A 23,873-nucleotide genomic window follows, 5' to 3' on the forward strand; every position below is an offset into this window, starting at 1 on the left:
CAAAATTTATATGAATAAAAAGTATGTATTGCTCTCAATGTTACTGTTTTTGTCCGCTCCCCAAGGTTATGCCGAACCTGCTGACCCAGCTACCTTTGAAATGCCCGAACTGGTCGTTACAGCTACTAAAACCAGGATGGATGCAAAAGAAGTACCGTCGTCGATTGAAGTAATCACTCAGCAGGACATCCAGTCGCTCGGTGCCCACTCCTTAAAAGATGTGATCGGCTCTATTGCCGGTGTTGGCATTACCCGGGCAAACGGGCGTGAATCTTTATCGATCAGGGGCTTTGATGCCCGCTATTCCATGATTTTAATTGACGGGCGGAGGATTCCGGCAGAGCCTGAGCCAGTTTATGAACTGGACCGACTCTCGCTGTTGAATGTGGATAGGATTGAAATCGTTCGCGGCCCGGTCAGCTCTCTCTATGGTGCTGATGCGCTCGGCGGTGTAGTGAATATTATTACGAAATCTGCTGATTCCCACTCGCTATCCTTAGAGCTTGACCAGGGAATCTTATCGCGAACAGGAGATCAAAATAAGCGCTACAGCGTAGCTTATGATTCGGGACAACAAGGAAAGTATAATTTGCATTTTTCCGGCTCCTATAATGATTACTCGCCAGCCACCAAAAGTAACGGAACCACCTATTCTCCTTTTGGTCAGCGAAAATATGTAAACAGCCGCATTGATTATTATCCTACTTCCCAGGAGGCAGTCACCTTCTCATCCTCTTATCTGCGTGAGAATACGCGTGAATATTCACTTTTGCAAACACCTGCCGGAAGCATGCCAGTCAGCATCCATGATACCAACGACCGGAGCGACTACTCCCTGAGTTACAGAAAGACATTATCGGACGGTGAGATTTACTTTAATACCTTTCATTCAATCTGGGATAAATACAATGACACGGTTAACCGGACAAGCGGTCTATATACGAACTCTATCTATGGCTACTACACCATATCCGGCGTGGAAGCCCGCATTACTAAGCAAACAGGCGATAACCATCAGCTCACTTTGGGCAGCGAGTTTCGTCCTGAACTATTCCGTGGTACGGGAATCCAAACAGGCAAAGGAACTTTTGTTAAAACTTATCATGGCAAGCAATATACTGGCTCTGAAGTAAAAACCAACTATTCCGCGTTTTATCTGCAGGATCAGTGGAATCTATCACCCAAACTTCTGGCTATTACCTCCGCCCGTTATGATGACAGCAATAATTTCGATAGCAATATAAGTCCTAAAATCGGCTTAACCTATACCCCCAGGACAGACCTTCGCATCAAGTTCAATGCCGGTCAGGGCTTCCGGGTTCCTTCTCCCAATCAATTGTATTTAAATCTAAATGTTACTCGAAATAATCAGCTAGTTAATCTTGTCGGCAATCCAAATTTAAAACCGGAAGAATCCACCTCCTATGACTTATCTGTCGAACGTGATTTTGGCACGATCAAAAGTAAACTCACCTTCTTTACGAGCAAGATTACGGACATGATCGATGAAGTGTGGGTAAATTCGTCTAAGGTTGAATATCAAAATATTAATAAAGCTACCATTCAGGGCATTGAAAGCGATATCTCTGTTCCTTTGTCCAAAAACTTACTTTGGTCAGGCAATTACACCTACCTTGATGCAAGGAATGATTTGACGGACAGCCGCTTGTACAACCGGGCACGCCACAAGATTTCATCTCGGTTGACTTATCACCCGGAAAACAAGTGGAGTGCCACTCTCTGGTCAGACTCTTATATTCATTATTGGTTTCAGCCCACTGCCACTACATCCACCAATAAATCCTACACATTATGGAATGTCAACGCCCAAACGAAATTAAGTGAAAATCATTTTCTGCAAATTGGCATTGATAATTTCTTTGATCATAGAGATGATTCCTTGTCTTTGCCTGGTGCAATTGTACATATGAATTTAAAAATAAAGCTATAGTTATATCAATCAGCCTAGGAGGCGATTTACTATGCACCGTAACTTTGTACGTGCCGCTATGCTGCTCGCACTGATGATTGCCTTGCAGTCACTTCGGCTGCTTGTTCCCGTGCCGCCTTTCATTTCTTTGTTCATTATTGGCAGTGCAATAAATGCCTGCCTGCTAATCGCACTGGAAACCACAGGTACTAAGGCGGCTTTGCTGCTCGCTATGCTTGCCCCTGTAATAGCCTTCCTGCAGCAAGCCCTGCCTCTGCCGGTTTTTATGGTGCCTGTCGCTGTAACAAATATTTGCTATGTACTTGTTTACCAAGCTATCGCCACTTACAATCGCTGGCTGAGTATCGGAATCGCCTCTCTTACACGTATGGCAGTTCTTTATTGCTCAAGCACCTGGGCATTTGCCATCGTTGACCTCCCTGACAAACAGGCCTCTATATTAAAAGCTGCAATGAGCTGGCCCCAGTTGATAACCGGAATCGCCGGGGGACTCCTTTGCCTATCCATAATTAAACGGATACCGCTTAATTCGAAACGCTAATTAGATCTAAACAGGATAAAAAAACAAACTCCCTAGGCGAACACGCTAGAGAGTTTGTTTTTATCTTACATATGATGATTCTAATATTCTTTTGCAGACTCTTCCCCTCTCAGCACTCTCAAGGCCCCCTCTGTTAAGGCAATCATTTCGTGCTCGCCGGGTACGACTTTTACTTCTGCTATAAAGCGGACCCGCTCGGTGATCCATTTGACGAGCATTTGGTCATACGCAAGACCGCCTGTCAACACAATGGCATCGACATTACCGGACAGAACCGCTGCATTTGCAGCAATTTCCTTAGCAATCTGGTAAGCCATTGCCTCATAGATCAGCTTCGCTTTCGTATCGCCTGCTTCGATTCGTTTTACAACTTCTCTGCCATCGTTTGTTCCTAAATAAGCGACCAGCCCGCCCTTACCGGCAATGATTTTTTTCACTTCACTTAAGGTATGCTGTCTGGAAAAACACAGATCGAACATATGACCAGTTGGAACTGTGCCACTCCGTTCCGGTGAAAAGGGTCCTTCCCCGTAAAGCCCGTCGTTTACATCAACAACTCTGCCGCTTTGATGTGCTCCTACTGTGATACCGCCGCCCATGTGAGCAACAATTAAATTGGTTGTCTCATATGACTTGCCCAGCTCTTTAGCAATCTTTCTTGCAACAGCCTTCTGATTTAAAGCATGGAATATGCTTCCCCGGTCGCACCCGGGTATTCCGGACACTCTTGCAACATCTGCAAGTTCATCGACCACCACAGGATCGACTATATAGGAAGGAATATTCAGTTTGTCACCAATCTCTTTGGCGATCACTCCGCCAAGATTCGAAGCATGTTCGCCCCTTTCAGCAAGCCGCAATGCTTCCAGCATCGCTGTATTAACCGCATATGTGCCGCCGGAAATTGGTTTTAAAAGTCCGCCTCGCCCCACTACGGCATCAAGGCTCTCCAAGGCTATGTCTTTATCCGCCAGCATTTGCAGGATACCATTTTTTCTGAATTCATATTGGGCAATAACGCTGTCAAAAGGAGCCAGTTCTTCGTTGGAATAGCGGACTACCTGTTCAAATAACAAATTTTCATTATCATAAACAGCTACTTTGGTTGATGTTGAGCCAGGATTAATTGCCAGTACTCTAAATGTCTCTTTCATTATTACTCCTCCTATTTACTCGCCATGAGAACACCGATTGCAATCGAGTTAAGCTTTGCCTCATCAGAATCCGCTCTGGAAGTTAATACAATTGGCGCTTTTGCACCAACAACAATCCCTGCCAGTTTACCTTTTGCAAAGAACACAATCGACTTATACAGCATATTGCCCGGTTCAATAAAAGGCATTACCAATATATCGGCATTCCCGGCAACAGGATTGGTTATGCCTTTATGCTGCGCCGCTTCCAGAGACACTGCATTATCCAGAGCAAGCGGTCCGGCTACCAGACAGCCGCCCAGTTCACCGCTCTCGTTCATTTTTACCAAAGCAGCCGCATCAACCGTTGCCTTCATTTTGGCATTAACCTTTTCGACGGCACAGATACAGGCTACCTTAGGATGATCATTACCTAAGGCGTTGGCAACCTGTATGCTATTTTCAATAATTTGCTTCTTCGTTATCAAATCAGGTTCTATATTCATTGCCGCATCTGTGATATAAAACAGCCTGTCATAGCCGGCTATCTCCGCTACTGCTACATGAGACAACACATTTTCCGTCCTGAGGCCGATTTCTTTGTCAAGTACAGCCTTTAAAATAACAGCAGTATCTACCAGGCCCTTCATAAGAATCTGGGCTTTTCCTTCGGAAACAAGCTGCACTGCCGTCCTGCAGGCTTGCGCAGCATCGGCTTGATCAATGATGGCAACGCCAGTTAAGTCCAGTTGATTCGCTTGGGCGATTTGCCGTATCCGGCTGGCATCGCCTACTAATATCGCCTCAGCAAGCCCTAAATCTCGGGCATTTTTTACAGCAAGCAGAACTTCCAGATCCTGGGCAGCAGCTACTGCAATTGTCTTGGGCCCCTTTTGCCGGGCAGTTTGCATAATCTCAGCAAAATTAATCATTTTTGACAACCTCGCTTGTAAAAATTTCCCTAAACCATATGTTCTATTATCATTCTACAGTACAAAAAGAACGACGACAAATAAATTAAAACTATAAAAGAATTAGTTGTACACTAACAAAAACGCTTTATTGTCAGGTCGTATAGGTACAGCTCCCGCAACTGTACCGTAAACTGGCAGACATGCTATAATATAAGCAACTCTTCAAATCAAAGGCGGCTGTTAGCGTGGAATATCACATAGCAATGGCAGTATCCGGGTTTATCCTGGCTGCTGTACTCATCATCTTCACATTGGGCAAGAGCCCTATTTTCCGAGTCGACCGAGCGGGTGCCGCCATTATTGGCGCGGTAGCCACCGTAGGTTCAGGAGTACTGTCCTTCGAGCAAGCAGCTGCGGCTGTCGATTACGGGACAATTATTATCCTGTTTTCTATGATGATCGTTGTCGCTAACTTAAAGTTAGCAGGTTTCTTCGAGTTAATGGGAAATGCCGTGTGCCAGCAGGTGAGCAGCAAAAAACAATTGCTGTTCGCGATTATTATGGCTAGCGGAATTATGTCGGCACTAGCCATAAATGATATCATTTGTTTATTGTTTACGCCCGTAGTGCTTTTAATCTGTAGAAAAACCCACTGCAATCCCTTGCCCCATTTACTAGGTGTGGCGATGGCATCCAATATCGGCAGTGCCGCCACTCTGTTAGGAAATCCACAAAACATTCTAGTAGGAAGCTTATCGCAATTATCCTTTAGCTCCTATTTTTTAACAGCCAGCCCGGTAGCGCTGCTTGGCTTACTTTTTACCTATATCGCTATTGCCTACTGTTACCGCCATGAACTGGAGGGCAGCTATTCTGTCGCCCCGCTTACTCATGCCAATGTTCATATGTACTTAATCGTGAAAACGCTGCTAGTGTTACTGTTCGTATTAATTGCCTATATGTTTGGATTTGATTTGGCACTGTCGGCCAGCCTGGGAGCAGCTTTATTGCTCATTACCAGACGGGTAAAGCCAAATAAAATCTATACCAGCGTTGATTTCAATTTGTTAATTATCTTTATCGGCCTTTTTATTATTGTAGCCGGTGTCGAACACAGCGGCCTAATGAACTTAGTTCTGGACAAACTGCTTTCTTCGGAAATTACCCATATGGGCCTATTTGCAAGTTTGACTCTAATTGTTTCGAATGTAGTAAGCAACGTGCCCGCCGTTTTGTTGTTAAAATTCTTTATACCGTCAACAAATCCCGAATATTGGTGGAAAGCATTAGCTTTGTTTTCCACGCTGGCCGGCAATCTTACCATTACAGGATCTATCGCTAATTTAATTGTCGTAGAAATTGCCAAAGGGGAACATGTTCAAATAACTGCAAAAGACTACTTCAAGGTTGGCTTTCCACTCACGCTCATGACAACAGCGCTAGGCATACTATGGCTATAGATTTTAATCCCCCCGTAGGAAGCTTCGGCTTCCTACGGGGGGATAACTTTAGGTGGATTAATAATGAGTAACAGTATTTGCTTTCTGTATCTTCTCCCTCACTCCTTGCCCTTCTGCAGACTGAAAAAATGCATATGTTGTCGCAGGAACTAAAGGTTTTATCTGTTCTAGCTGCCCGTCATGTATAAATTGCCGCACCTGAGAAGCACTAATTGGCACCGCACCGATCTCCTTGCGGGGAATTACAACGCAAGACATCCCGGCTTTCTCCAGTTCCTTTTTCATAATTGCATTATAAATACCTGTTACATGACTGAACGGTTCTTCTCCCACATACCGCTTGGTAATGCCCAGTGATTTTGCGATTTTATTCTTGAAGATTTCTAGATCCAGCCTGGCATGAGCCTCAATCACCGAGTCAGCATCTTTCAAAAAGTAAGAAGGAAATGTGGCATTGGAAATGAGATAGTTCCCGGTTTCATGAAGTACGACATTGGTTAAATGCGCTGTGCCTTTTTGAATTAATTGATATCTTACAGCAAAAGGAATAAGCGATACATCCTCGGAGACAACAAAAATATGCAGTATATCGTTCTCCCGTGCTGCCTGTTCCACTAGTTGCAAATGCCCCAGCGTAAACGGATTGGCATTTAATACAACTGCAGCAATCGAAGCACCGGGCCGCCGCTTCCTGGCCAGGCCTGACAAATAATCAGCAAAGCCATGTACACGATTTTCCATAAAGACCACAACATTTTCAACACTGGCAACTTCATAAAAACCAAGGTCTGCAAAAAACTTGGCCTTATCCCATTTCGTATACAAAAAAACTTCCGTATTGCCTTTGGCAAACTGAACATTCAATAAATGCGTCACCACTTTATTCAGCAGACCTTCGCCTTGATAGTTGGCATCAACAGCTAAGCACCGTAAGGTATTTTTGAAAAATGATCCGGTTGCAACAAGCTCTTCGTCGTGAAAAAGTCCCATTGTATACTCTAAATTATCATCTCTCTGTATGCCTTCTTTTGCTAAAAGCTGTTCAACCTTGTGCATGGCTTTTTTATCGCTGTAAAAAAGGCGCGCTTCCCGATATTCCTGCATACTAATCATCCTTTCCGCTGCGAAGATTTACCTGGTGATAGCAAAATAGACTGCTGGCAAACAGTCTATTTTGCTATCATGCTATTTTACTTTTTTAACAACATCAATAATCGTACCGTCTCTGTACTCGACAAGGGCTACTACTTGATTATCAAATTCAATTTCTTGCGGCGCACCGGCCAGAGCATACGCCTCATCTCTTAGTTCTTCGATGGTACGCAGTGGCAGCGAAAGCTTAGCCTGCTGCAGAGCAGCCAGTAAATCCTGGCGTTTCGGATTAACGGCAATGCCCACCTCAGTAACAACCACGTCTACACTTTCACCAGGCGTAGTAATCGTCGTTACCCGGTCACGAATGGTGGGGATGCGGGTTCTCAGCAGCGGCGCAACAAGAATAGCGCACTTAGCGCCTGCCGCAATATCGACATGTCCGCCCGGAGCACCTCGTAAAATCCCATCTTCCGAGCCGGTAACGACATTCACATTGAAATCGGTGTCAATCTCCAGCGCAGCAAGTATGCCAAAATCAAGTCGATTGACAAAGGCCCCCTTATTAAAGGGATTTGCATACTGGGATATGGAAATTTCAAAATGTCTGGGATGCGTATTGACAGATGCAATCGAAGGCAAATCAAAGTCCTGCGCATCAACGATGGTCCTGATCAAACCATCATTCAATAAATCAAGCATAGGCTGCGTAATACCGCCAAGGGCAAAGCCCATTTTTATCCCCTGTTTTTGCATGTAAGGTCTTAGAAAGCGGGTAACGGCCAGCGACGGGCCGCCGCCTCCTGTTTGAAATGAGAAACCGTCTTTAAAGTACGGCGTATGTACCAAAACCTGCGCTGCAGCTTCGGCAATAATCAGCTCCCGTGGGTCCTGGGTGAAGCGCAGCATGGCATTGGCGATTTTCTTAGGATTGCCGATTTCGTCAACGACCACTACATAATCGACATCGACTTGTTCAATACTGGGGGGGAAATTAGGAAAATCCACCAGACAATCGGTAATAACAACCACTTTATCGGCATATTTTGCATCCACCATCGAGTACGACAGCACACCGCAGTCCGATTTACCGCCTTTGCCGCGGGCATTGCCATAGGCATCGGCTGTCGGTGCACCGATAAAGGCTACATCAATATGAATATCTCCAGCTTCGATAGCACGCACCCGCCCGCCATGGGAACGAATATACGCCACTTTTTGCAAGAGTCCTTTGGAAACGGCTTCCCCGATTTTTCCTCTGATACCGCTTGTTGAAAGGCCTGTTATGACACCACTGGCAATATGCCTGACAATCGGGTCATGAGCATCTCCCAGCGAACTGGCGCATATCGTAATATCTTTTATTCCCAGCGCAGCAATTGCTTCCACTACCATATTGACAATATAATCGCCATCGCGGAAATGATGGTGAAAGGAAATGGTCATTCCATCCTGTAAGCCGCTTTTTATAATAGCTTCCCGCAAGTCCGGTACCAGCTTCTCCTGATAGGGATCGACAACTGCCCTGACAGTGGGACTTGCTTTGGTATATGCTTTATTATGATAATAATATTGGCCCTGAAAGACTTCGACGCCATCCCTTAAAAACTCTTCAGGAATATCTCGTCCTGCCTTGTTAATCATGCTAAGTCCCCCTCATAAATACCGGATGCCTTGGCCAGCTCTATCGTACGTTTGGCGCCTTCCAGCATGGCAATATCAATCATTTGGCCATCTACGGTAAACACGCCGATACCATCCTTAGCATATTCACCAATGGCCCTGATGGTTGTTTCCGCTTTGGCGATCTCAGCCTGAGTCGGAGCAAATATCTGGTGGGTAATCGGGATCTGTTTGGGACTAATAATCGATTTTCCGTCAAAGCCAAGCTGTTTAATAAGCTTTACTTCCTCCGCAAACCCTTCCATATTGTCGACATCAAGATATACGGTGTCAAAGCACATGATCCCCGCTGCTCTGGCAGCAATAACAACCTGTGATCGGGCTCCCAGCAGCTCAACGCCTTCAGGTGAGCGGGTTGTGCGCATTGTCCTGACGTAATCCCCTGCGCCAAACGATATCCCCATCAGCCGTTTACTGCTTTTGGCAAGCTCGTAAGCCTTCATAACTCCCAGCGGTGTTTCAATAGCAGCCATCATCAGCGTTTTTCCAACCGGTACGCCAAATTCCAGTTCAGCCTTGGCAATTTCTTTTTCAGCAACCCAGACATCTTCACAGGTTTCAGTCTTAGGTACGCGTACGGTATGGATTCCGCCTGCCACGGCGGCCCGGATATCTTCTTTAAAATGCGGGGTATCCAGGCCATTGATGCGTACTACCAATTCAATGCCTCTGTAATCAATGCTCTTTAGCGCATTATACAGGGCAATTCTTGCTGAATCTTTTTGATTTTCGGCAACGGCATCCTCCAGATCGAAGATAATGGAATCCGGTTTGTATATGTAAGCGTCCTTGACCAGACTGGCCTTTTGGGCGTTAAGAAACATCATGGTGCGTCGCAATCTGTTCTTCATTACATGTTAACCCCCCACGGCAAGTTTTCTTTTATCTCAGCCGCCCGGAATACGGCACATTCGACTCTTGCTTTTATGGTGCAGTCAACAGCACCTTTGTCTACAACCGTGAGCCTGGCATTTTCGACTCCCAAATTCGCAAGCGTCGTCAAAATGGTGCTTTTGATTTGCTTGCCATAGAGATTCATCACACTGCTGGTGAGGAATAGTTCAATGCCGTTCTGGCTTGGTTCAATCATAATTTGTACATCGCTTGATTCTAACGTACCGGCAATTGCGCTTTTTTTTAATTGCATTTTACACCCCGCCTTGAATTTTACTTGCATTTCTCCTATTTTTATAGTATTACATAGTTATTATAAGTCAAATACTAATTTATCTATGATAAACATAGATATAATCCTATATTAAATTGAGGTGTCTATGAATAGCAGACATGCACACTATATTCTTACTGTTTTAGAAGAAGGAAGCATCTCTAATGCTGCCAAAAAACTATACATATCTCAGCCTTCCTTGAGCCAAATGATCCAGGCAATCGAACAGAATTTAAAAATAAAAATCTTTAACAGGCATACCAGTCCGATTTCGCTGACCTTTGCCGGAACAAAGTATGTTGAAGCCGCAAGAAAAATTTTGACCATCAACAGAAATTTGACAACTGCACTCAATGAAATCAAGGATGAAACCCACGGCATAATCCGGGTCGGTATTTCCATCCATCGTTCGATGTATCTGCTGCCAAAAATTCTGCCTATTTTTACAGAAAAATACCCGGATGTTGAGCTTCAGTTAATTGAAGACAGTTCGAACAAAATTGAAGAATTAGCACGTAATGAAGAAATTGATTTAGCATTCGTTAATCCGGAGCAGCAGCTGGAAGAACTGGAGTATATCCTTCTTCAACAGGAACGAATGGTACTGTTCGCCAGTATGGATACGGAGCTGGCTAAAAACAGGGCTCCTGAAAGCGAAATTTTTATAACAGATGCCGGGCACGAGAAATTTATTGCCTTGCACCGGGGACAGGGAGTCAGAGTTATCCAGGATAAAATGTTTCATGAGGCCGGCATTTCTCCGAAAATCATTGTTGAGACAAAAAGTGTGGAGGTTGCCAGGAGGCTGGCGATTGCCTGTAAAGCGGTTACAATTTACCCGGAAACAATGCTGAATAAATTGGAGAATTTTAATAGCTGCTCAACGTATTTTCCAATCATTGGCGAACAATTTAAACGAAATTTTTACTTATGTTATAACAGGGATTTGTATTTATCCAGATTTATGCAGGAATTTATCAGCATTGCACAAGCTGCATCCCAATAAACAAAGGTGTCGCAAATGCTCTTGTAAGCATGCGACACCTTTTACTTTTCTTAACGTAAACTTAACCATCATTTAACATTTCCTTCCATAATGAGTGCCATAATGAAAGCGATGGTACCTGTTTGACAACATATTATGGAGGTGCAGTTTGTGTATACCCAAAAAATGTTTTTCGATCAGTCTCATTGGAGTCGAGCGTTGGTAGCCCTGCTTGTACTAATTTCGCTTGTGTCCAGCTTGACAGTATCTTATGCCGCCTACAAGGCTCCGGAAACATCGGCTATCACCATCCTGCCGATTGATAGGGCAAAATTTCTGGCAGGGCAAAAATTTGATTTTGCTGTCGAAGTAAAAACCGCTACCCCTGTTACTGCTATTGAGGTTACCGTAAATGGCGTAGACGCCGAAACCTATTTTGCCAAAACGGCAATTGTCAAATTGGACAAAATAGGCACCTACCGCATTAACGATGTTGCTTTTGTTAAAGCTGGCAAGGCAGTTGTCACCGTAACGGTCAAAACTGCTCAAGGTCTGGAAAAACGCTCTGTCGACTATGAAATTACTGCTGATAAAATCAACAAACCAGCTAAAAACGTCATCCTCTTTGTCGGCGATGGAATGAGCCTGCAAGCCCGGCAAATCGCCCGCATTCTTTCCAAAGGCATGACGGAAGGCAAAGTTAACGGCCTTCTTGAAATGGATCAACTGTCCAATCTGGCTTTAATAACCACTTCCGGCAGTGATTCGCTGGTAACCGACTCGGCCAATAGTGCTTCGGCTTATGCCACTGGCCATAAAAGTGCGGTAAATGCTATGGGAGTATATGCCGACAGCACCGAAGACCCCTTTGATGATCCGAAAGTAGAAAATATCATTGAACTGGCTAAGCGCACTCGCGGCATGTCTACCGGCATTGTATCCACTGCGAATATAACGGATGCAACTCCGGCCGCAATGCTGACACATACGCGCAAACGGAGCGAGCAGAATTTTATTGCCGCCGATATGCTTACCCCTCAGCACCGCCCGGATGTAATATTAGGCGGTGGTTCACGCCACTTTCTGCCGAAGAACGTGCCTGGCTCCAAACGTACCGATGAACGCAATCTGATTGAAGAGTTTAAAGCACAAGGTTATGCCGTGGCAACAAGTAAAGCGGAATTGAAGAAACTCACTTCACCCGATAAAGTACTTGGCTTGTTCCAGCTTGATAATATGGATGTTTACGTAGATCGGGAAGTAACCAAAAATCCTGCGGTTCTTGGCAGCTTTACCGATCAGCCGACCTTGATGGATATGACCCAAACCGCACTTGATACCTTAAGCCAAAATAAGAACGGCTTCTTTCTGATGGTAGAGGGAGCTTCGGTTGATAAACAGCTTCATACCATGGATTGGCAGCGGGCCGCTTACGATACCATTGAACTGGACAAAGCAGTCGGTATTGCCAGACAGTTTGCGAAAAAGAATGCTGATACTTTGATTATTGTTGTGGCTGACCATGCACACGGTGCCAGCATAACAGGCACCTATCATGAATTAGACGGCAAGACAGGCCGCGAGGCTGTCCGGATTTATGCGGATGCCGGCTGGCCGACTTTCGCTGATACTGACGGCGACGGCTTCCCCGATGATCCCAATCCCAGCATAACCCTGGCCGTTCAATTTGCCAATCATCCTGATTACTATGAAAATTACCGCTTCCAGGCACGTCCTACTGTACCGGCAATTATGGCCAACGGCAAAGCGGTTGCGAATCCCAAACGCGCAGAGCAGGACGCAACCTTGCAGGAAGGAAATATTCCTGCCTCTGATCCATCCGAAGTCCACGCTGCCGATGACGTCCCATTGACCGCGGAGGGGCCGGGTGCAGACTATTTCAAGGGCATTATGGATAACACGGAAGTGTTTTATGGAATTGTGAGGGCCTTAGGCCTTGATGGACGCAGAAGCCTGCAATAATCACCCTTACTATCGTCCTGGAGGCAACCTTATGACCAACTTAGCCAAGCGCGCAAGTATTCTTATGCTGACCATTGTGCTGGCCGGGTTATTGCAGCCCTGGACGATGCAAAACAGGACGGTTCCTTATCAGGAGTCGTCCTTGTTTTACTCTCGCGCCCAAGCGGCTCCTGCCTGGCTCCCCTGGTTCAGCGAGCAGGTTTCCGATCTCGATTTTCAAGAATTCTATAGCGGCGCTTCACCGCTGGGGCTGGAAATGTCGTCAAAGCTGCAAAGTTTGGCCGGAAAAAAAGTTCGTATTAGTGGTTTTATGGCCCCGCCGCTAAAACCAACGCTTAGCTTCTTTGTCTTAACAAAAGTTCCCATGTCCATCTGCCCCTTTTGTTCCACCGATGCCGACTGGCCTAATGATATTGTGCTGATCAAGCTTCAGCAGCCGGTTACTGCACTGCCGTTTGATCGTCCGATCACTGTGACTGGTCAATTGGAACTTGGTTATCAGCTGGATAATGAAACCGGTTTTGTCAGCCTGGTGCGAATCATGGCAGATACCCTTGCAGAGGCGAATTAGTTAGGAGGAGTTACAATGCTGGAAGTCAATCACGTACGCAAAGAGTTCCGTGACGGCCATCAAATTAGAACAGCCGTTGCTGTTGACAGCCTTACCGTAGACAGCGGCGAACAAATGGCACTGGTTGGACCAAGCGGTTCAGGAAAAACGACTCTCCTGCACCTGTTGTCTGGTTTGCTGACACCAACCAGCGGTGAAATATCTTACGATAATATCAACATTTCTGCGATGCCGGAAAGATGGCGCGATACCTGGCGCTCCCATACGGTCGGTTATGTTTTTCAACGCTTCAACCTGCTCGACAGCCTCACCATCCTGGATAATTTGCTGGCAGCAATGAGTTTTGCCGATGTTATTGACAAAAAAGAACAGCCGCTCTGGGCCTGCCATTTGTTGGACCAGGTAGGTCTGGCGGACAGGCGGGGCAGCTTTCCGCATCAGCTCAGCATGGGTGAACAGCAGCGGATTGCAATTGCCAGAGCTGTTGCCAACAGGCCCCGGCTTATTTTGGCCGATGAACCAACTGCCAGCCTTGATCAGGCTAACAGCCAGCGAGTGATTACCCTGCTGCGCCACTTAGCAAAGAATACCAATAGCATCTTGCTGGTTTCGACTCATGACAATCACATCATCAATCAGTTCCAGCGGGTTTTTCCCTTAAGGCAGGTGAACGGTAATGCGTCTTATCATAGCCTGGCGTAACCTGCTCGCAAAGCCGGCCCAAAGCAGCCTGACGGTACTGGTCATATCCGCCGTTATCAGCATGATGCTGATCATAACGTTATTATTTGACAGTCTTCATAACGGGCTTGTCAAAGCCACTGAACCGTTTGATTTAATTGCCGGCGCCAAAGGCAGCCCGCATCAGCTGGTCTTAAACACTGTTTTTCTGCAAGACACGCCAATTGGCAATATAAGTCATGAACTATATGAAAAGCTGGCAGACAATCCCTTAGTGGCATCCGCTATTCCCCTGGCCTTTGGCGACAACTACAAAGGGTATGCCATTATCGGGGCAGGAAGCAATATCTTTCAGCACCAGCCGAAAGCGGGTCAGCAGGAATGGCTGCAGTTTGCCGTAGGACGTCCATTCACACAGGCTTTTGAGGCGGTAATCGGTGCCAAAACAGCCAGTGAACTGGGACTACAACCTGGCGATACCTTTCAGTCCATCCACGGCTTGCTGCCAGGAGGAGAAGGCCATGCTCACCCCTATCAGGTTGTTGGCATCTTACAAGCTGTAAACGGCCCATATGACCGGTCTATCTTAGTTTCCATTGAAAGTATCTGGGAAACGCACGAACATCATGAAAAAAGTGTTGCAGTTGCAGCACAAGGAGAAAATAAGAAGACTGAACACGAACAGGAAGTAACGGCTGTCCTGGTAAAGCCCAAAGGCTATAGTGAGGCAATGCGCCTATACCAGCAATTTCAGCACGAGCAAGCTGGGCAGCTTGTTTTCCCTGCACAGGTTATTGTCCGTTTATTGACCCTTATGGGACAGGGTGAGCAGGTACTTCGAACAGCCGCTTACCTTGTCATTGGCCTTGGTCTTATGATTATGGCCCTTTCCTTGTACTGGTCAGCCTTAAGCCGTGCCCGCGAACGGGCTATCCTGCGTGCCTTGGGAGCAGGCTCCCGTGATATTTTTATCATGATCCTGGCCGAAGCAGCCCTGCTTACAGGTTTGGGAACAAGTATCGGCGGGTTATCCGGTTTCGGCCTATATGCCTTGCTGGCAAAAACGCTGGAACTCAAAGCAGCCTTAGTGTTTACGGTTGCGCTCACTCCGGCCAGCGGCTGCATACTTCTCAGCAGCCTGCTGCTGGGACTGGCAGCAGGCTCTATTCCGGCAGTATACGCCTGTAGAGAAAATGCATCACAGCATTTATAGCTATTCCCCATTTCGTACAAAGCTTCTCGCAATATCATACATCGTATCGGCGAAAGTTTGGGGTGTGACAGGAGCAAACCTACCATCTTGTTTTCTCTCTTCCAGACTGACTCCCTGTTCACTCCAAACTTTCATTCCCACTATTGCATAGGTTTTCTGCCGGATTTGAAACACCATCTCTATTTCACTGGCCAACACCTTGTCATTTGCAGCAAGCTTTTCTATGTACTTTTTATTTAAGCTGCTAATCACTTTCTGATCAGTAAAAATTGTTTTGGTAAGAACATGAACTGCATTCTTATCCATTTCATCAATACAAAGCGATTGCTTGTCAAATGCATATTTGCCGATATCATTGGAAAACACATACGACCAGCGTTGTTTCTCAAGTTCCTCCTGATTCGGTTTGGGAAGAACACTGATCTCCCACTCCAGCGGCGAGGATTTTGTTGGTTCTGCCGCCTGTACCGGCAAGAATACAGCCAGCAATAAAATTAGAATGAAGAATCCTGTTTGTTTTTTCATAACACACTCGCCCTTACTGTTGTTATACTCTTCCGCCAGGTCATTGCTACCTTTTCGCCAAACCGCCTGCCAATCCTTTCTACGGCTGCTCTAAGATTTGTTAGTTTTGGCATGTCCGCAATTCCGCATACTGAAATTTCTCATTAGTAGGAAATTTCAAGCAGGTTTTAATTGAATTTATGTAGTAACGTTATAACATTTCCTGCGATACAGCAGCTATAGACAGGAGGGCTTGAGATGAACGTAATGAATCAATTTTTACTAAAAGACAAAATTGCCTTAGTAACAGGAGCATCTTATGGCATTGGTTTTGCCATCGCCAGTTCCCTGGCCAATGCCGGTGCAACTATCGTTTTTAATGACATCCGGCAAGATTTGGTTGATAAGGGTTTAGCAGCATATAAAGAGGCTGGTATCCAAGCTTACGGTTACGTCTTTGACGTAACCGATGAAGATCAGGTCAATGCCGCTATTGCCCGCATCACAGAAGAAGTCGGCATTATTGACATTCTCGTCAACAATGCCGGAATTATTAAGCGGATTCCGGCCATTGAAATGAAAGCCTCCGAGTTCCGCCAGGTAATTGACGTTGATTTAAATGCCCCTTTCATTGTTTCCAAAGCAGTAGCTCCGGGCATGATAAAAAAAGGTCATGGTAAAATTATTAATATTTGCTCGATGATGAGCGAATTAGGCCGGGAAACAGTGAGCGCGTATGCCGCAGCAAAAGGCGGACTAAAGATGCTGACCAAAAACTTTGCCTCTGAGTGGGGTGGGCTGAATATCCAGTGCAATGGCATTGGCCCCGGCTATATCGCAACTCCCCAGACAGCCCCTTTGCGGGAAGAAGGCCACCCCTTTAATAACTTTATCATTGCCAAGACTCCTGCCGGGCGGTGGGGAACACCGGAAGATCTGATGGGTCCAGCCGTTTTCTTAGCCTCAGATGCCTCTAATTTCGTGAATGGCCATATCCTCTATGTTGATGGCGGGATTCTGGCCTATATCGGCAAACAGCCGTAAGAAAGCAATGTCATCTCTGCCCAGAATTAAACCCCTTATTCATCAGTGAATAAGGGGTTTTCGCTATTTCAGTACCTATCTTTCGTTTTTTAACGCAACCTCATAGTTTTTGGGCTGACCAGCCAGGCGGCTAAGTTTTATACTCGATAAAGAAAACACCAGCAATGCAGTCCAAATTAGGCCAAAAGAAACCGAGTGCACAAAGGTAAATTTTTCGTGGTACAGAAAAACGCCAATCAGCAGCGAAATAGTTGGTGCCAAGTATTGAACAAATCCAATTATCGTCAGCGGTAAATACTTAGCACTATTGGCAAACAGCAATAAAGGAACCGGAGTTACAATGCCGCTGCCGACTAAGAGAGCCAGGGATAGTGATAAGCCGTGAACGCTGGCTGTTCCCTCAAAGCCTATATATAGAAGATACAGCAGGGCGAATGGTGCTACGATCAGCGTTTCTAAGGTAATGCTGGTTATCGGTGACAAAACCGCTATCTTTTTACATAAACCGTACAGCCCGAAAGACACTGCCAGGCTGATTGCAAACCAGGGTACACTGCCAAAATTCGCAATCATAAACAGCATACCACCGGCTGCTAATAAAACAGCAAGCCCCTGTCCCTGCGATAACCGCTCCTTATAGACAATAACGCCAAGCAATATACTAACAAGCGGACTAATGTAATATCCGAGACTTGTTTCGATCACCCGGTTATCATTCACTGCCCAAATAAAGATAAACCAGTTCAGCGTAATCAAAACCGTACCCGCTACCAATGCCAGCAGCTTTCCAGGACTCAACTGTAATTGCCGCAGCTCATCATACACCATTTTCTTGTTATTCGTAACTGCCACCAGTCCCAGCATAAAAACTAGCGACCAGAAAATGCGATGAGCAATAATTTCTTGTGCCGTTACGTTAGCGATTAACTTCCAATAGATGGGTAAGATTCCCCAGAGCAGATAGGCACCGACTGCTGATAAAAAGCCTTGTTTCCTATTTTCATTGTGCTTCATTTTTATTATCGCCCTTATTTCCAAATTTGTTTTGACAAGAATTGCTTTTGCCTGTACTGCCATGATATAATTCAACACAGGACAACTTGTCCTGTGTTGAATTATATCGGACAACTTGTCCTGTGTCAATAGAACCATGCCACTTCTTTTTAAGGAGAATGATAGATGAATAACGAACGAGGCGAAACCATCGGGCAGCGGATTCTGAACGCAGCGCGTACACTGTTTATCGAGCAAGGCGTTGAAAATGTAAACATGCACCAAATCGCTAAAATGGCTGAAATTGGCCAGGCAAGCTTATACCGCCGCTATGCGGAAAAAGGTGATATTTGTATTGAAATCGTACGCAATGAATGCCAGCCTCTATTTGACGAGGTGCAAACTTATCTTGACAGTTCGGCCAATCTGCCTGTTTTGGAACAGCTTTATCAGGTAATCGTTAAATTTGTTACCTTTATTGAGGCCAAAGCACCTTGGCTGTGCAGTGTAAGCCGCTCGACTTCCGGTTATCGTCCGCTCCAGTCACCACTGTACCAATGGATGCGCAGCACGTGCCAGGATTTGCTAAACAAAGCTGTCAGCCAGAATGAAATTGCCGATATAGACATTGTCTATACTACAGAAATATTACTAGCAGCACTTCACAATGTGGACTTCCACCAAAAGGATCAGGAATTCTCCACACAACAGATGTTAAGCGGTCTGCACCGGGTCTTTATTGAAGGCTTAAAAAACAAATAAGAAACGAGGAGCGAAGTATCGCTCCTCGTTTTTTCCTGCTTATTCCACTGTAACTGATTTCGCTAAGTTACGGGGCTTATCAACGTCTGCACCGCGGGTTACAGCCGCATAATACGCCAGCAGCTGCAGCGGAATGACTGCAAGAATCGGGGCAAGGTATTTATCGGTAGCCGGAATGAAAATAGTATGGTCCACATATTTTGCGATTTGCGTATCACCTTTGAAGGCCATACCGATTACAACAGCATCACGCGCTTTGACTTCTTTAATGTTGCTGAGCGTTTTCTCATAAACATCATGCTGAGTTGCCAGAGCAATTACCGGTACACCCTCAATAATCAGGGCCAAAGTGCCATGTTTGAGTTCACCGGCAGCATAAGCTTCCGCATGGATATAGGAAATTTCTTTCAGCTTCAGTGATCCTTCCAGGGCAACGGCGTAGTCCAGCGAGCGTCCAATAAAGAATACGTCTTCACTGAAACCGTATTTCTGGGCAAAAGTCTTGATTGATTCCACGTCTTCCAGCAGCTCATGGCATTGAGCAGGTAGGTTTTTCAGTCCTTTAATGAGCTCAACTGTTTTTTCGTCTGATAGTGTACCTTTCAACTGCCCCATATAAATTGCCAGCATTAAGAGAGTTACGAGCTGCGTCGTATATGCTTTGGTTGATGCTACTGCAATCTCGGGACCTGCCCAGGTATATACCACCTGATCAGCTTCGCGGGAAATGGAGGAGCCGACAACATTCGTAACGGCCAGTGTTCTGGCACCCAGGCGTTTGGCCTCTTTAAGAGCTGCCAGGGTATCAATGGTTTCACCGGACTGACTAATCGTAATGCACAGGGTATCCGAATCAGTCAGCGGCAAACGGTAGCGGTATTCGGAAGCAATATCTACTTCCACCGGTATACGGGCTAGTTGTTCAAAATAATATTTTGCAACCATTCCCGCATGATAAGCAGTACCGCAGGCTGTAATAACAATTTTCTTAAAGCTGCCAATGTCGTCAGCAGTCCATTTTAATTCATCAAACACGATGCTGCTGTCATCTTTGGCCAAGCGTCCGCTGGTAGTATCACGCACTGCTTTCGGCTGCTCATAAATTTCTTTAATCATGAAATGCTCATAGCCGCCTTTTTCGGCAGCCTCAGCATCCCAGTTCACTTCAAATACTTTTTTGGTTACCGGCACTCCCTGACGGTTCGTAACCCATACCGAATCCTTGGTTACTACAGCCAGTTCACCATCGCTCAAGATATAGGTCTTACGCGTGCGGCTGATAATGGCAGGAATGTCAGAAGCAATAAAGTTCTCTCCCTCACCCAGACCAATAACCAGAGGATTATCCTGTTTTGTGCAAATAATTTTATCCGGATCGTCCTGGCTCATAAACACCAATGCATAGGAGCCTTCAATTTTGGACAATACCTTTTTAACAGCCGCCTCGAAATCCCCTTCATAGAACTCTTCCAGCAAATGGGCCACCACTTCGGTATCTGTTTCCGATGCAAAATGATGCCCTTTCGCAATCAGTTCTTCTTTGATATGCATATAGTTTTCAATTATCCCATTATGAACGACAACAAATTTCCCGGTACAATCGGTATGCGGATGTGAATTGACATCTGACGGACGGCCATGAGTCGCCCAGCGGGTATGGCCAATGCCAAGTGTTCCGGCAACAGGATTGTTATCATTAATTTTTTGCAGATTAACCAGACGGCCAACACTTTTTTGCACCGTAATTTTACTTCCGTCATATATAGCAATGCCAGCGGAATCATAACCGCGATATTCTAATTTGGAAAGTCCTTCTAATAAAAATTTGGCTGCTTGATTAGAGCCAACATAACCGACGATACCACACATGTGATATTCCTCCTAAATTACAAAATGAAGTATTTTGGCTCTGCAACTGAATTTGTCCTGCAGGTCACCCTGTAGTTTTGCCAGTTGCTCTCGACTGAAGCTAGCCGAGAGGTATCCGCTGAAGTACATCTCGATAAACCTCTCCCTCGTCTACTTGCCAGGCAGCAAGTACCAGCGCTTATTTTAGTGTCTCTCAAAACGAAATGTCTATCCCTATGCCTTTCTCATCACCTCCTGCGATATGTTTATACATATGCAAAGGAGCACAAAACGTGCTCCTTTGCATACTTCATTCATTGTAATATAAACTGGCGATTTGGTCAACTACGCCAGCTCGCTCTTCACTATTTCGGCAATGCCGTGTACGATGCGCTGCAGTTCTGTCTGACAAGGCCCTTCGGCCATCACGCGGATTAAAGGTTCTGTCCCGGAGGAACGAACGAGAATGCGTCCGCTGTCGCCCAGTTCGGTTTCCCCGGCAGCAACTGCAGCAGAAATTGCCGTGTTATCCTGCCAGCCGGTCTGTGATTTTACCCGTACATTAACCAGCAGCTGCGGATATTTTGTCATGAGCTTGCCCAGCTCTGAAAGCTTCTTGCCAGAGGATTGCACTGCACTGATTAACTGCAAAGCCGTGAGGACACCATCACCGGTAGTATTGTAATCACCGAAGATGATATGTCCCGACTGTTCGCCTCCCAGTACCAATCCCTTTTCTACCATAGCTTCCAGCACATACCGGTCACCTACCGGTGTCACCAGCACCTTGCCGCCGGCCTGCTTAATTGCCTTGTGCAGGCCAATATTGCTCATAACGGTAGCCACCAGGGTATTGTCTTTGAGCTGGCCGGCTTTCATCAAATTAAGCGCGCACATGACCATAATCTGGTCACCATCCACTACCTGCCCCTGCTCATCAATTGCCAGACAACGGTCAGCATCACCATCATGGGCAATACCAATGTCCGCCTTATGCTCCAGCACCGCCTTTTGCAGGCCTTCAAGATGAGTTGAACCGCAATGATCATTAATATTTATGCCCGTAGGCTGGTTGTTTAAGACAACGACCTCAGCCCCTAAACGTTTGAGCAGCAGCGGTGCCACTTCATAAGCTGCCCCGTGGGAGCAGTCAACTACCACTTTGAGCCCTGTAAAATTAACAGGAACAGTTCCGGCAATAAAATCCATATAGTCCTGAATAAGGTCATGCCGATAGGCGATTGTTCCTACAGCGTCGCCTGTTGGCCGGGGCATAGTATCCGTCTCGGCCTGCACCAGCGACTCCAGACGGTCTTCTACGGCATCAGGCAGCTTATAGCCGGTACCGGCAAAAAATTTAATTCCATTATCCGGATACGGATTATGAGAGGCGGAAATTACAACGCCAGCCTGAGCATTGAGCTTGCGCGTAAGGTAAGCCACTGCCGGAGTTGGAACAACTCCCATCAGCACAGCCTGTCCGCCGGCAGAACAAATCCCGGCAGCCAGCGCTGCTTCCAGCATTTGACCCGATATACGGGTATCCCTGCCAATTATAACTACCGGATTGGCATGTTCTTCGCCAAAGAGAAATGTTGCTGCCCGCCCCATTTTATAGGCCAGCTCCGCTGTTAACTCCGTATTTGCCACACCGCGTACGCCGTCGGTGCCAAAAAGTCGTGTCATGTATTTGTCTGTCTCCCTTCGTCTTTAGCTGATACAAACGTAACATTTGCCGTCAGCTTGGTTTATATTCCTTCATCAGTGCCAAGGCCCCATTAACCCCATCGAGAGCCGCACTCATTATGCCGCCTGCATAGCCAGCGCCTTCACCGATCGGATAGAATCCCCGGGTCGAAGCCGACTCACAGTTGTCATTGCGTACAAGACGCACCGGGGCAGATGTCCGGGTTTCCACACCCGTCATCCGCGCCCCCGGATCATCAAAGCCACGTATCTTGCGGCCGAACTCCGGTAATGCTCCGGCAAGCGTATCTGTTACGAATTCAGGTAAGCAGCGGCGTAAATCGGCCGCCACTACACCAGGGCCATAAGTAGCCTCAGTGGAAAACTGCGTGCTGCCGCTTTTGCCACTTAAGAAATCGCCAACACTCTGCACCGGGGCGAAATAGTTCTTCCCGCCCGCTGCAAAAGCCAGCCGTTCATAACGCCTTTGAAATTCAATACCGCTTAGAGGATGATCACCGCAATCAGCAGGATTAACATTAACCACTACAGCACTATTGGCAATCCCGCTGGCTCTGGCATGAAGACTCATACCATTGGTGACGACTCCGCCCTCTTCCGATGCTCCAGCTACTACCAGACCGCCGGGACACATGCAGAAGGAATACGCTGTTCGGCCACTGGCCTTGTCATGATAAACTAAGGCATAATCAGCAGCCCCCAGCTTCGGATGACCTGCCAAGGCCCCATACTGAGCCCGGTCAATGAGTTCCTGAGGATGTTCAATGCGCACACCAATGGCAAAAGGCTTGGCTTCAATTGCAACGCCCCGGTCGTAAAGCATCTGGTAAGTGTCGCGAGCGCTGTGGCCGGGGCCGAACAGTACTGTCTGGCAGGGTATCTCTTCACTGCCGTTAACAATCAGGCCCTCCAGCTGGCCGCTTCGAATCGTAATATCCGTCACCGTTGCTTCAAACCTAACCGTTCCGCCAAGCGCAATAATACGCTGACGGATATTCTTTACTACCTGACGCAGTAAATCGGTCCCCACATGAGGCTTATGCTGATATTTTATTTCCGGCGGCGCACCAGCTTCTACCAGGATACCAAGTACCTGCTGCATGCGCGGGTCATTGACCCGGGTCGTCAATTTGCCATCGGAAAATGTTCCCGCCCCGCCTTCGCCAAACTGCACATTGGAATTAGCGTCAAACTGACCTGTTTGCCAAAACTGCCTTACATCCAGAGCGCGCCTGTCCACATCACGGCCTCTTTCGAGCAGCACGGGTCTGTAGCCCTGCTGGGCTAGTGTCAATGCTGCCAGCAAACCGGCCGGACCGGCTCCAACCACCACGGGCGGATGCGCTAAACTTTTTTGGCCAATTTGAACCGGCTCGCCAGCAGCCTCGATTAGCTGCACTACGTCTTTATCATTGCCCAGACGGGCTAAGACTGCTCCTTCGGCGCTGTTAATATTAACATGAAGCGAGTATACAAAGGATATATTATTTTTACGCCGGGCATCGATAGCCCGGCGCACAACATAGACCTCATTTATGCTTTCAACCGGCAACCCAAGCCGCCTGGCAGTCAGCCTTTCAATCGGTGTCTCGTCTGTAACTGGAATACGAAAATTAGTAATACGCAGCAACGCTACTTCC

Annotated in this window: 21 protein-coding genes; 10 read left to right on the forward strand and 11 right to left on the reverse strand. The window is 46.5% G+C overall.

The window, feature by feature from the left end:
- Positions 1–10 precede the first annotated feature (10 nt).
- Together EV210_RS04335 and EV210_RS04340 are read left to right on the forward strand one after the other, a co-directional pair.
- Positions 11–1,951 carry a TonB-dependent receptor plug domain-containing protein gene (locus EV210_RS04335; protein WP_132076080.1) on the forward strand — a complete coding sequence of 647 codons (1,941 nt, stop codon included), beginning with the start codon at positions 11–13 and terminating at the stop codon, positions 1,949–1,951.
- Between the two features lie 31 nt (positions 1,952–1,982).
- The gene (locus EV210_RS04340) at positions 1,983–2,492 is read left to right on the forward strand and encodes a hypothetical protein (protein ID WP_132076083.1); all 510 of its coding nucleotides are present in this window, start codon (positions 1,983–1,985) and stop codon (positions 2,490–2,492) included.
- An 80-nt stretch (positions 2,493–2,572) separates the two neighbouring features.
- Here EV210_RS04340 and buk read toward each other — a convergent pair whose 3' ends face one another.
- Entirely contained in the window at positions 2,573–3,646 is a 1,074-nt protein-coding gene (gene buk, locus EV210_RS04345; RefSeq protein WP_132076086.1) for a butyrate kinase, read from the reverse strand.
- An 11-nt stretch (positions 3,647–3,657) separates the two neighbouring features.
- Complete coding sequence (locus EV210_RS04350; protein WP_279388481.1) at positions 3,658–4,566, reverse strand: phosphate butyryltransferase; 909 nt, start codon at positions 4,564–4,566, stop codon at positions 3,658–3,660.
- 218 nt (positions 4,567–4,784) lie between these two features.
- Between EV210_RS04350 and EV210_RS04355 the strand changes: the two genes are divergently transcribed.
- Positions 4,785–5,999 (forward strand): ArsB/NhaD family transporter, encoded by a 1,215-nt coding sequence (locus EV210_RS04355; RefSeq protein WP_207900644.1) that lies wholly within the window; start codon positions 4,785–4,787, stop codon positions 5,997–5,999.
- 57 nt (positions 6,000–6,056) lie between these two features.
- On the opposite strand, the gene citC is transcribed toward EV210_RS04355, so the two are convergent.
- The 4 genes from citC to citD form a co-directional block, all read right to left on the reverse strand.
- Positions 6,057–7,103: a [citrate (pro-3S)-lyase] ligase gene (citC, locus tag EV210_RS04360; RefSeq protein WP_132076092.1), complete on the reverse strand. Its 1,047-nt coding sequence runs from the start codon at positions 7,101–7,103 to the stop codon at positions 6,057–6,059.
- A gap of 81 nt (positions 7,104–7,184) precedes the next feature.
- Complete coding sequence (citF, locus tag EV210_RS04365; RefSeq protein WP_132076095.1) at positions 7,185–8,735, reverse strand: citrate lyase subunit alpha; 1,551 nt, start codon at positions 8,733–8,735, stop codon at positions 7,185–7,187.
- Entirely contained in the window at positions 8,732–9,625 is an 894-nt protein-coding gene (locus EV210_RS04370; protein ID WP_132076098.1) for an aldolase/citrate lyase family protein, read from the reverse strand. The genes citF and EV210_RS04370 overlap by 4 nt, the downstream gene beginning before the upstream one ends.
- Entirely contained in the window at positions 9,625–9,921 is a 297-nt protein-coding gene (gene citD, locus EV210_RS04375; protein WP_132076101.1) for a citrate lyase acyl carrier protein, read from the reverse strand. The genes EV210_RS04370 and citD overlap by 1 nt, the downstream gene beginning before the upstream one ends.
- A 127-nt stretch (positions 9,922–10,048) precedes the next feature.
- Here citD and EV210_RS04380 point away from each other — a divergent pair, with 127 nt between their 5' ends.
- The 5 genes from EV210_RS04380 (at position 10,049) to EV210_RS04400 (ending at position 15,375) form a co-directional block, all read left to right on the forward strand.
- Positions 10,049–10,948, forward strand: coding sequence for a LysR family transcriptional regulator (locus EV210_RS04380; protein WP_132076104.1), 900 nt, complete (start codon positions 10,049–10,051; stop codon positions 10,946–10,948).
- Positions 10,949–11,098: 150 nt separating this feature from the next.
- Positions 11,099–12,910 carry an alkaline phosphatase gene (locus tag EV210_RS04385; RefSeq protein ID WP_243650435.1) on the forward strand — a complete coding sequence of 604 codons (1,812 nt, stop codon included), beginning with the start codon at positions 11,099–11,101 and terminating at the stop codon, positions 12,908–12,910.
- Positions 12,911–12,941: 31 nt separating this feature from the next.
- On the forward strand, positions 12,942–13,481 hold the full coding sequence (locus EV210_RS04390) for a hypothetical protein (protein ID WP_132076107.1): 540 nt from the start codon (positions 12,942–12,944) through the stop codon (positions 13,479–13,481).
- A 15-nt stretch (positions 13,482–13,496) separates the two neighbouring features.
- Positions 13,497–14,183, forward strand: coding sequence for an ABC transporter ATP-binding protein (locus EV210_RS04395; RefSeq protein WP_132076110.1), 687 nt, complete (start codon positions 13,497–13,499; stop codon positions 14,181–14,183).
- Positions 14,158–15,375, forward strand: coding sequence for an ABC transporter permease (locus tag EV210_RS04400; protein WP_132076113.1), 1,218 nt, complete (start codon positions 14,158–14,160; stop codon positions 15,373–15,375). Before EV210_RS04395 ends, EV210_RS04400 begins: the two co-directional genes overlap by 26 nt.
- Here the strand turns inward: EV210_RS04400 and EV210_RS04405 are convergent, their stop codons facing one another.
- The gene (locus EV210_RS04405) at positions 15,376–15,900 is read right to left on the reverse strand and encodes a hypothetical protein (RefSeq protein WP_132076116.1); all 525 of its coding nucleotides are present in this window, start codon (positions 15,898–15,900) and stop codon (positions 15,376–15,378) included.
- Positions 15,901–16,137: 237 nt separating this feature from the next.
- Here EV210_RS04405 and EV210_RS04410 point away from each other — a divergent pair, with 237 nt between their 5' ends.
- A complete protein-coding gene (locus EV210_RS04410) occupies positions 16,138–16,923 on the forward strand; it encodes a gluconate 5-dehydrogenase (protein ID WP_132076119.1) in 786 nt (261 codons plus the stop codon).
- A gap of 75 nt (positions 16,924–16,998) precedes the next feature.
- Here the strand turns inward: EV210_RS04410 and rarD are convergent, their stop codons facing one another.
- Positions 16,999–17,937, reverse strand: coding sequence for an EamA family transporter RarD (rarD, locus tag EV210_RS04415; protein ID WP_132076122.1), 939 nt, complete (start codon positions 17,935–17,937; stop codon positions 16,999–17,001).
- A 165-nt stretch (positions 17,938–18,102) separates the two neighbouring features.
- Between rarD and EV210_RS04420 the strand changes: the two genes are divergently transcribed.
- Positions 18,103–18,678: a TetR/AcrR family transcriptional regulator gene (locus tag EV210_RS04420; RefSeq protein WP_132076125.1), complete on the forward strand. Its 576-nt coding sequence runs from the start codon at positions 18,103–18,105 to the stop codon at positions 18,676–18,678.
- A gap of 39 nt (positions 18,679–18,717) precedes the next feature.
- Here the strand turns inward: EV210_RS04420 and glmS are convergent, their stop codons facing one another.
- The 3 genes from glmS to EV210_RS04435 form a co-directional block, all read right to left on the reverse strand.
- Entirely contained in the window at positions 18,718–20,547 is a 1,830-nt protein-coding gene (gene glmS, locus EV210_RS04425; RefSeq protein ID WP_132076128.1) for a glutamine--fructose-6-phosphate transaminase (isomerizing), read from the reverse strand.
- 324 nt (positions 20,548–20,871) lie between these two features.
- Positions 20,872–22,212: a phosphoglucosamine mutase gene (gene glmM, locus EV210_RS04430; protein ID WP_132076131.1), complete on the reverse strand. Its 1,341-nt coding sequence runs from the start codon at positions 22,210–22,212 to the stop codon at positions 20,872–20,874.
- 52 nt (positions 22,213–22,264) lie between these two features.
- On the reverse strand, positions 22,265–23,863 hold the full coding sequence (locus tag EV210_RS04435; RefSeq protein WP_132076134.1) for an NAD(P)/FAD-dependent oxidoreductase: 1,599 nt from the start codon (positions 23,861–23,863) through the stop codon (positions 22,265–22,267).
- Positions 23,864–23,873: the final 10 nt, after the last annotated feature.

Origin of the sequence: Anaerospora hongkongensis, from assembly GCF_004339805.1 — a bacterium.
GTDB classification, from domain to species: domain Bacteria; phylum Bacillota; class Negativicutes; order Sporomusales; family DSM-15969; genus Anaerospora; species Anaerospora hongkongensis.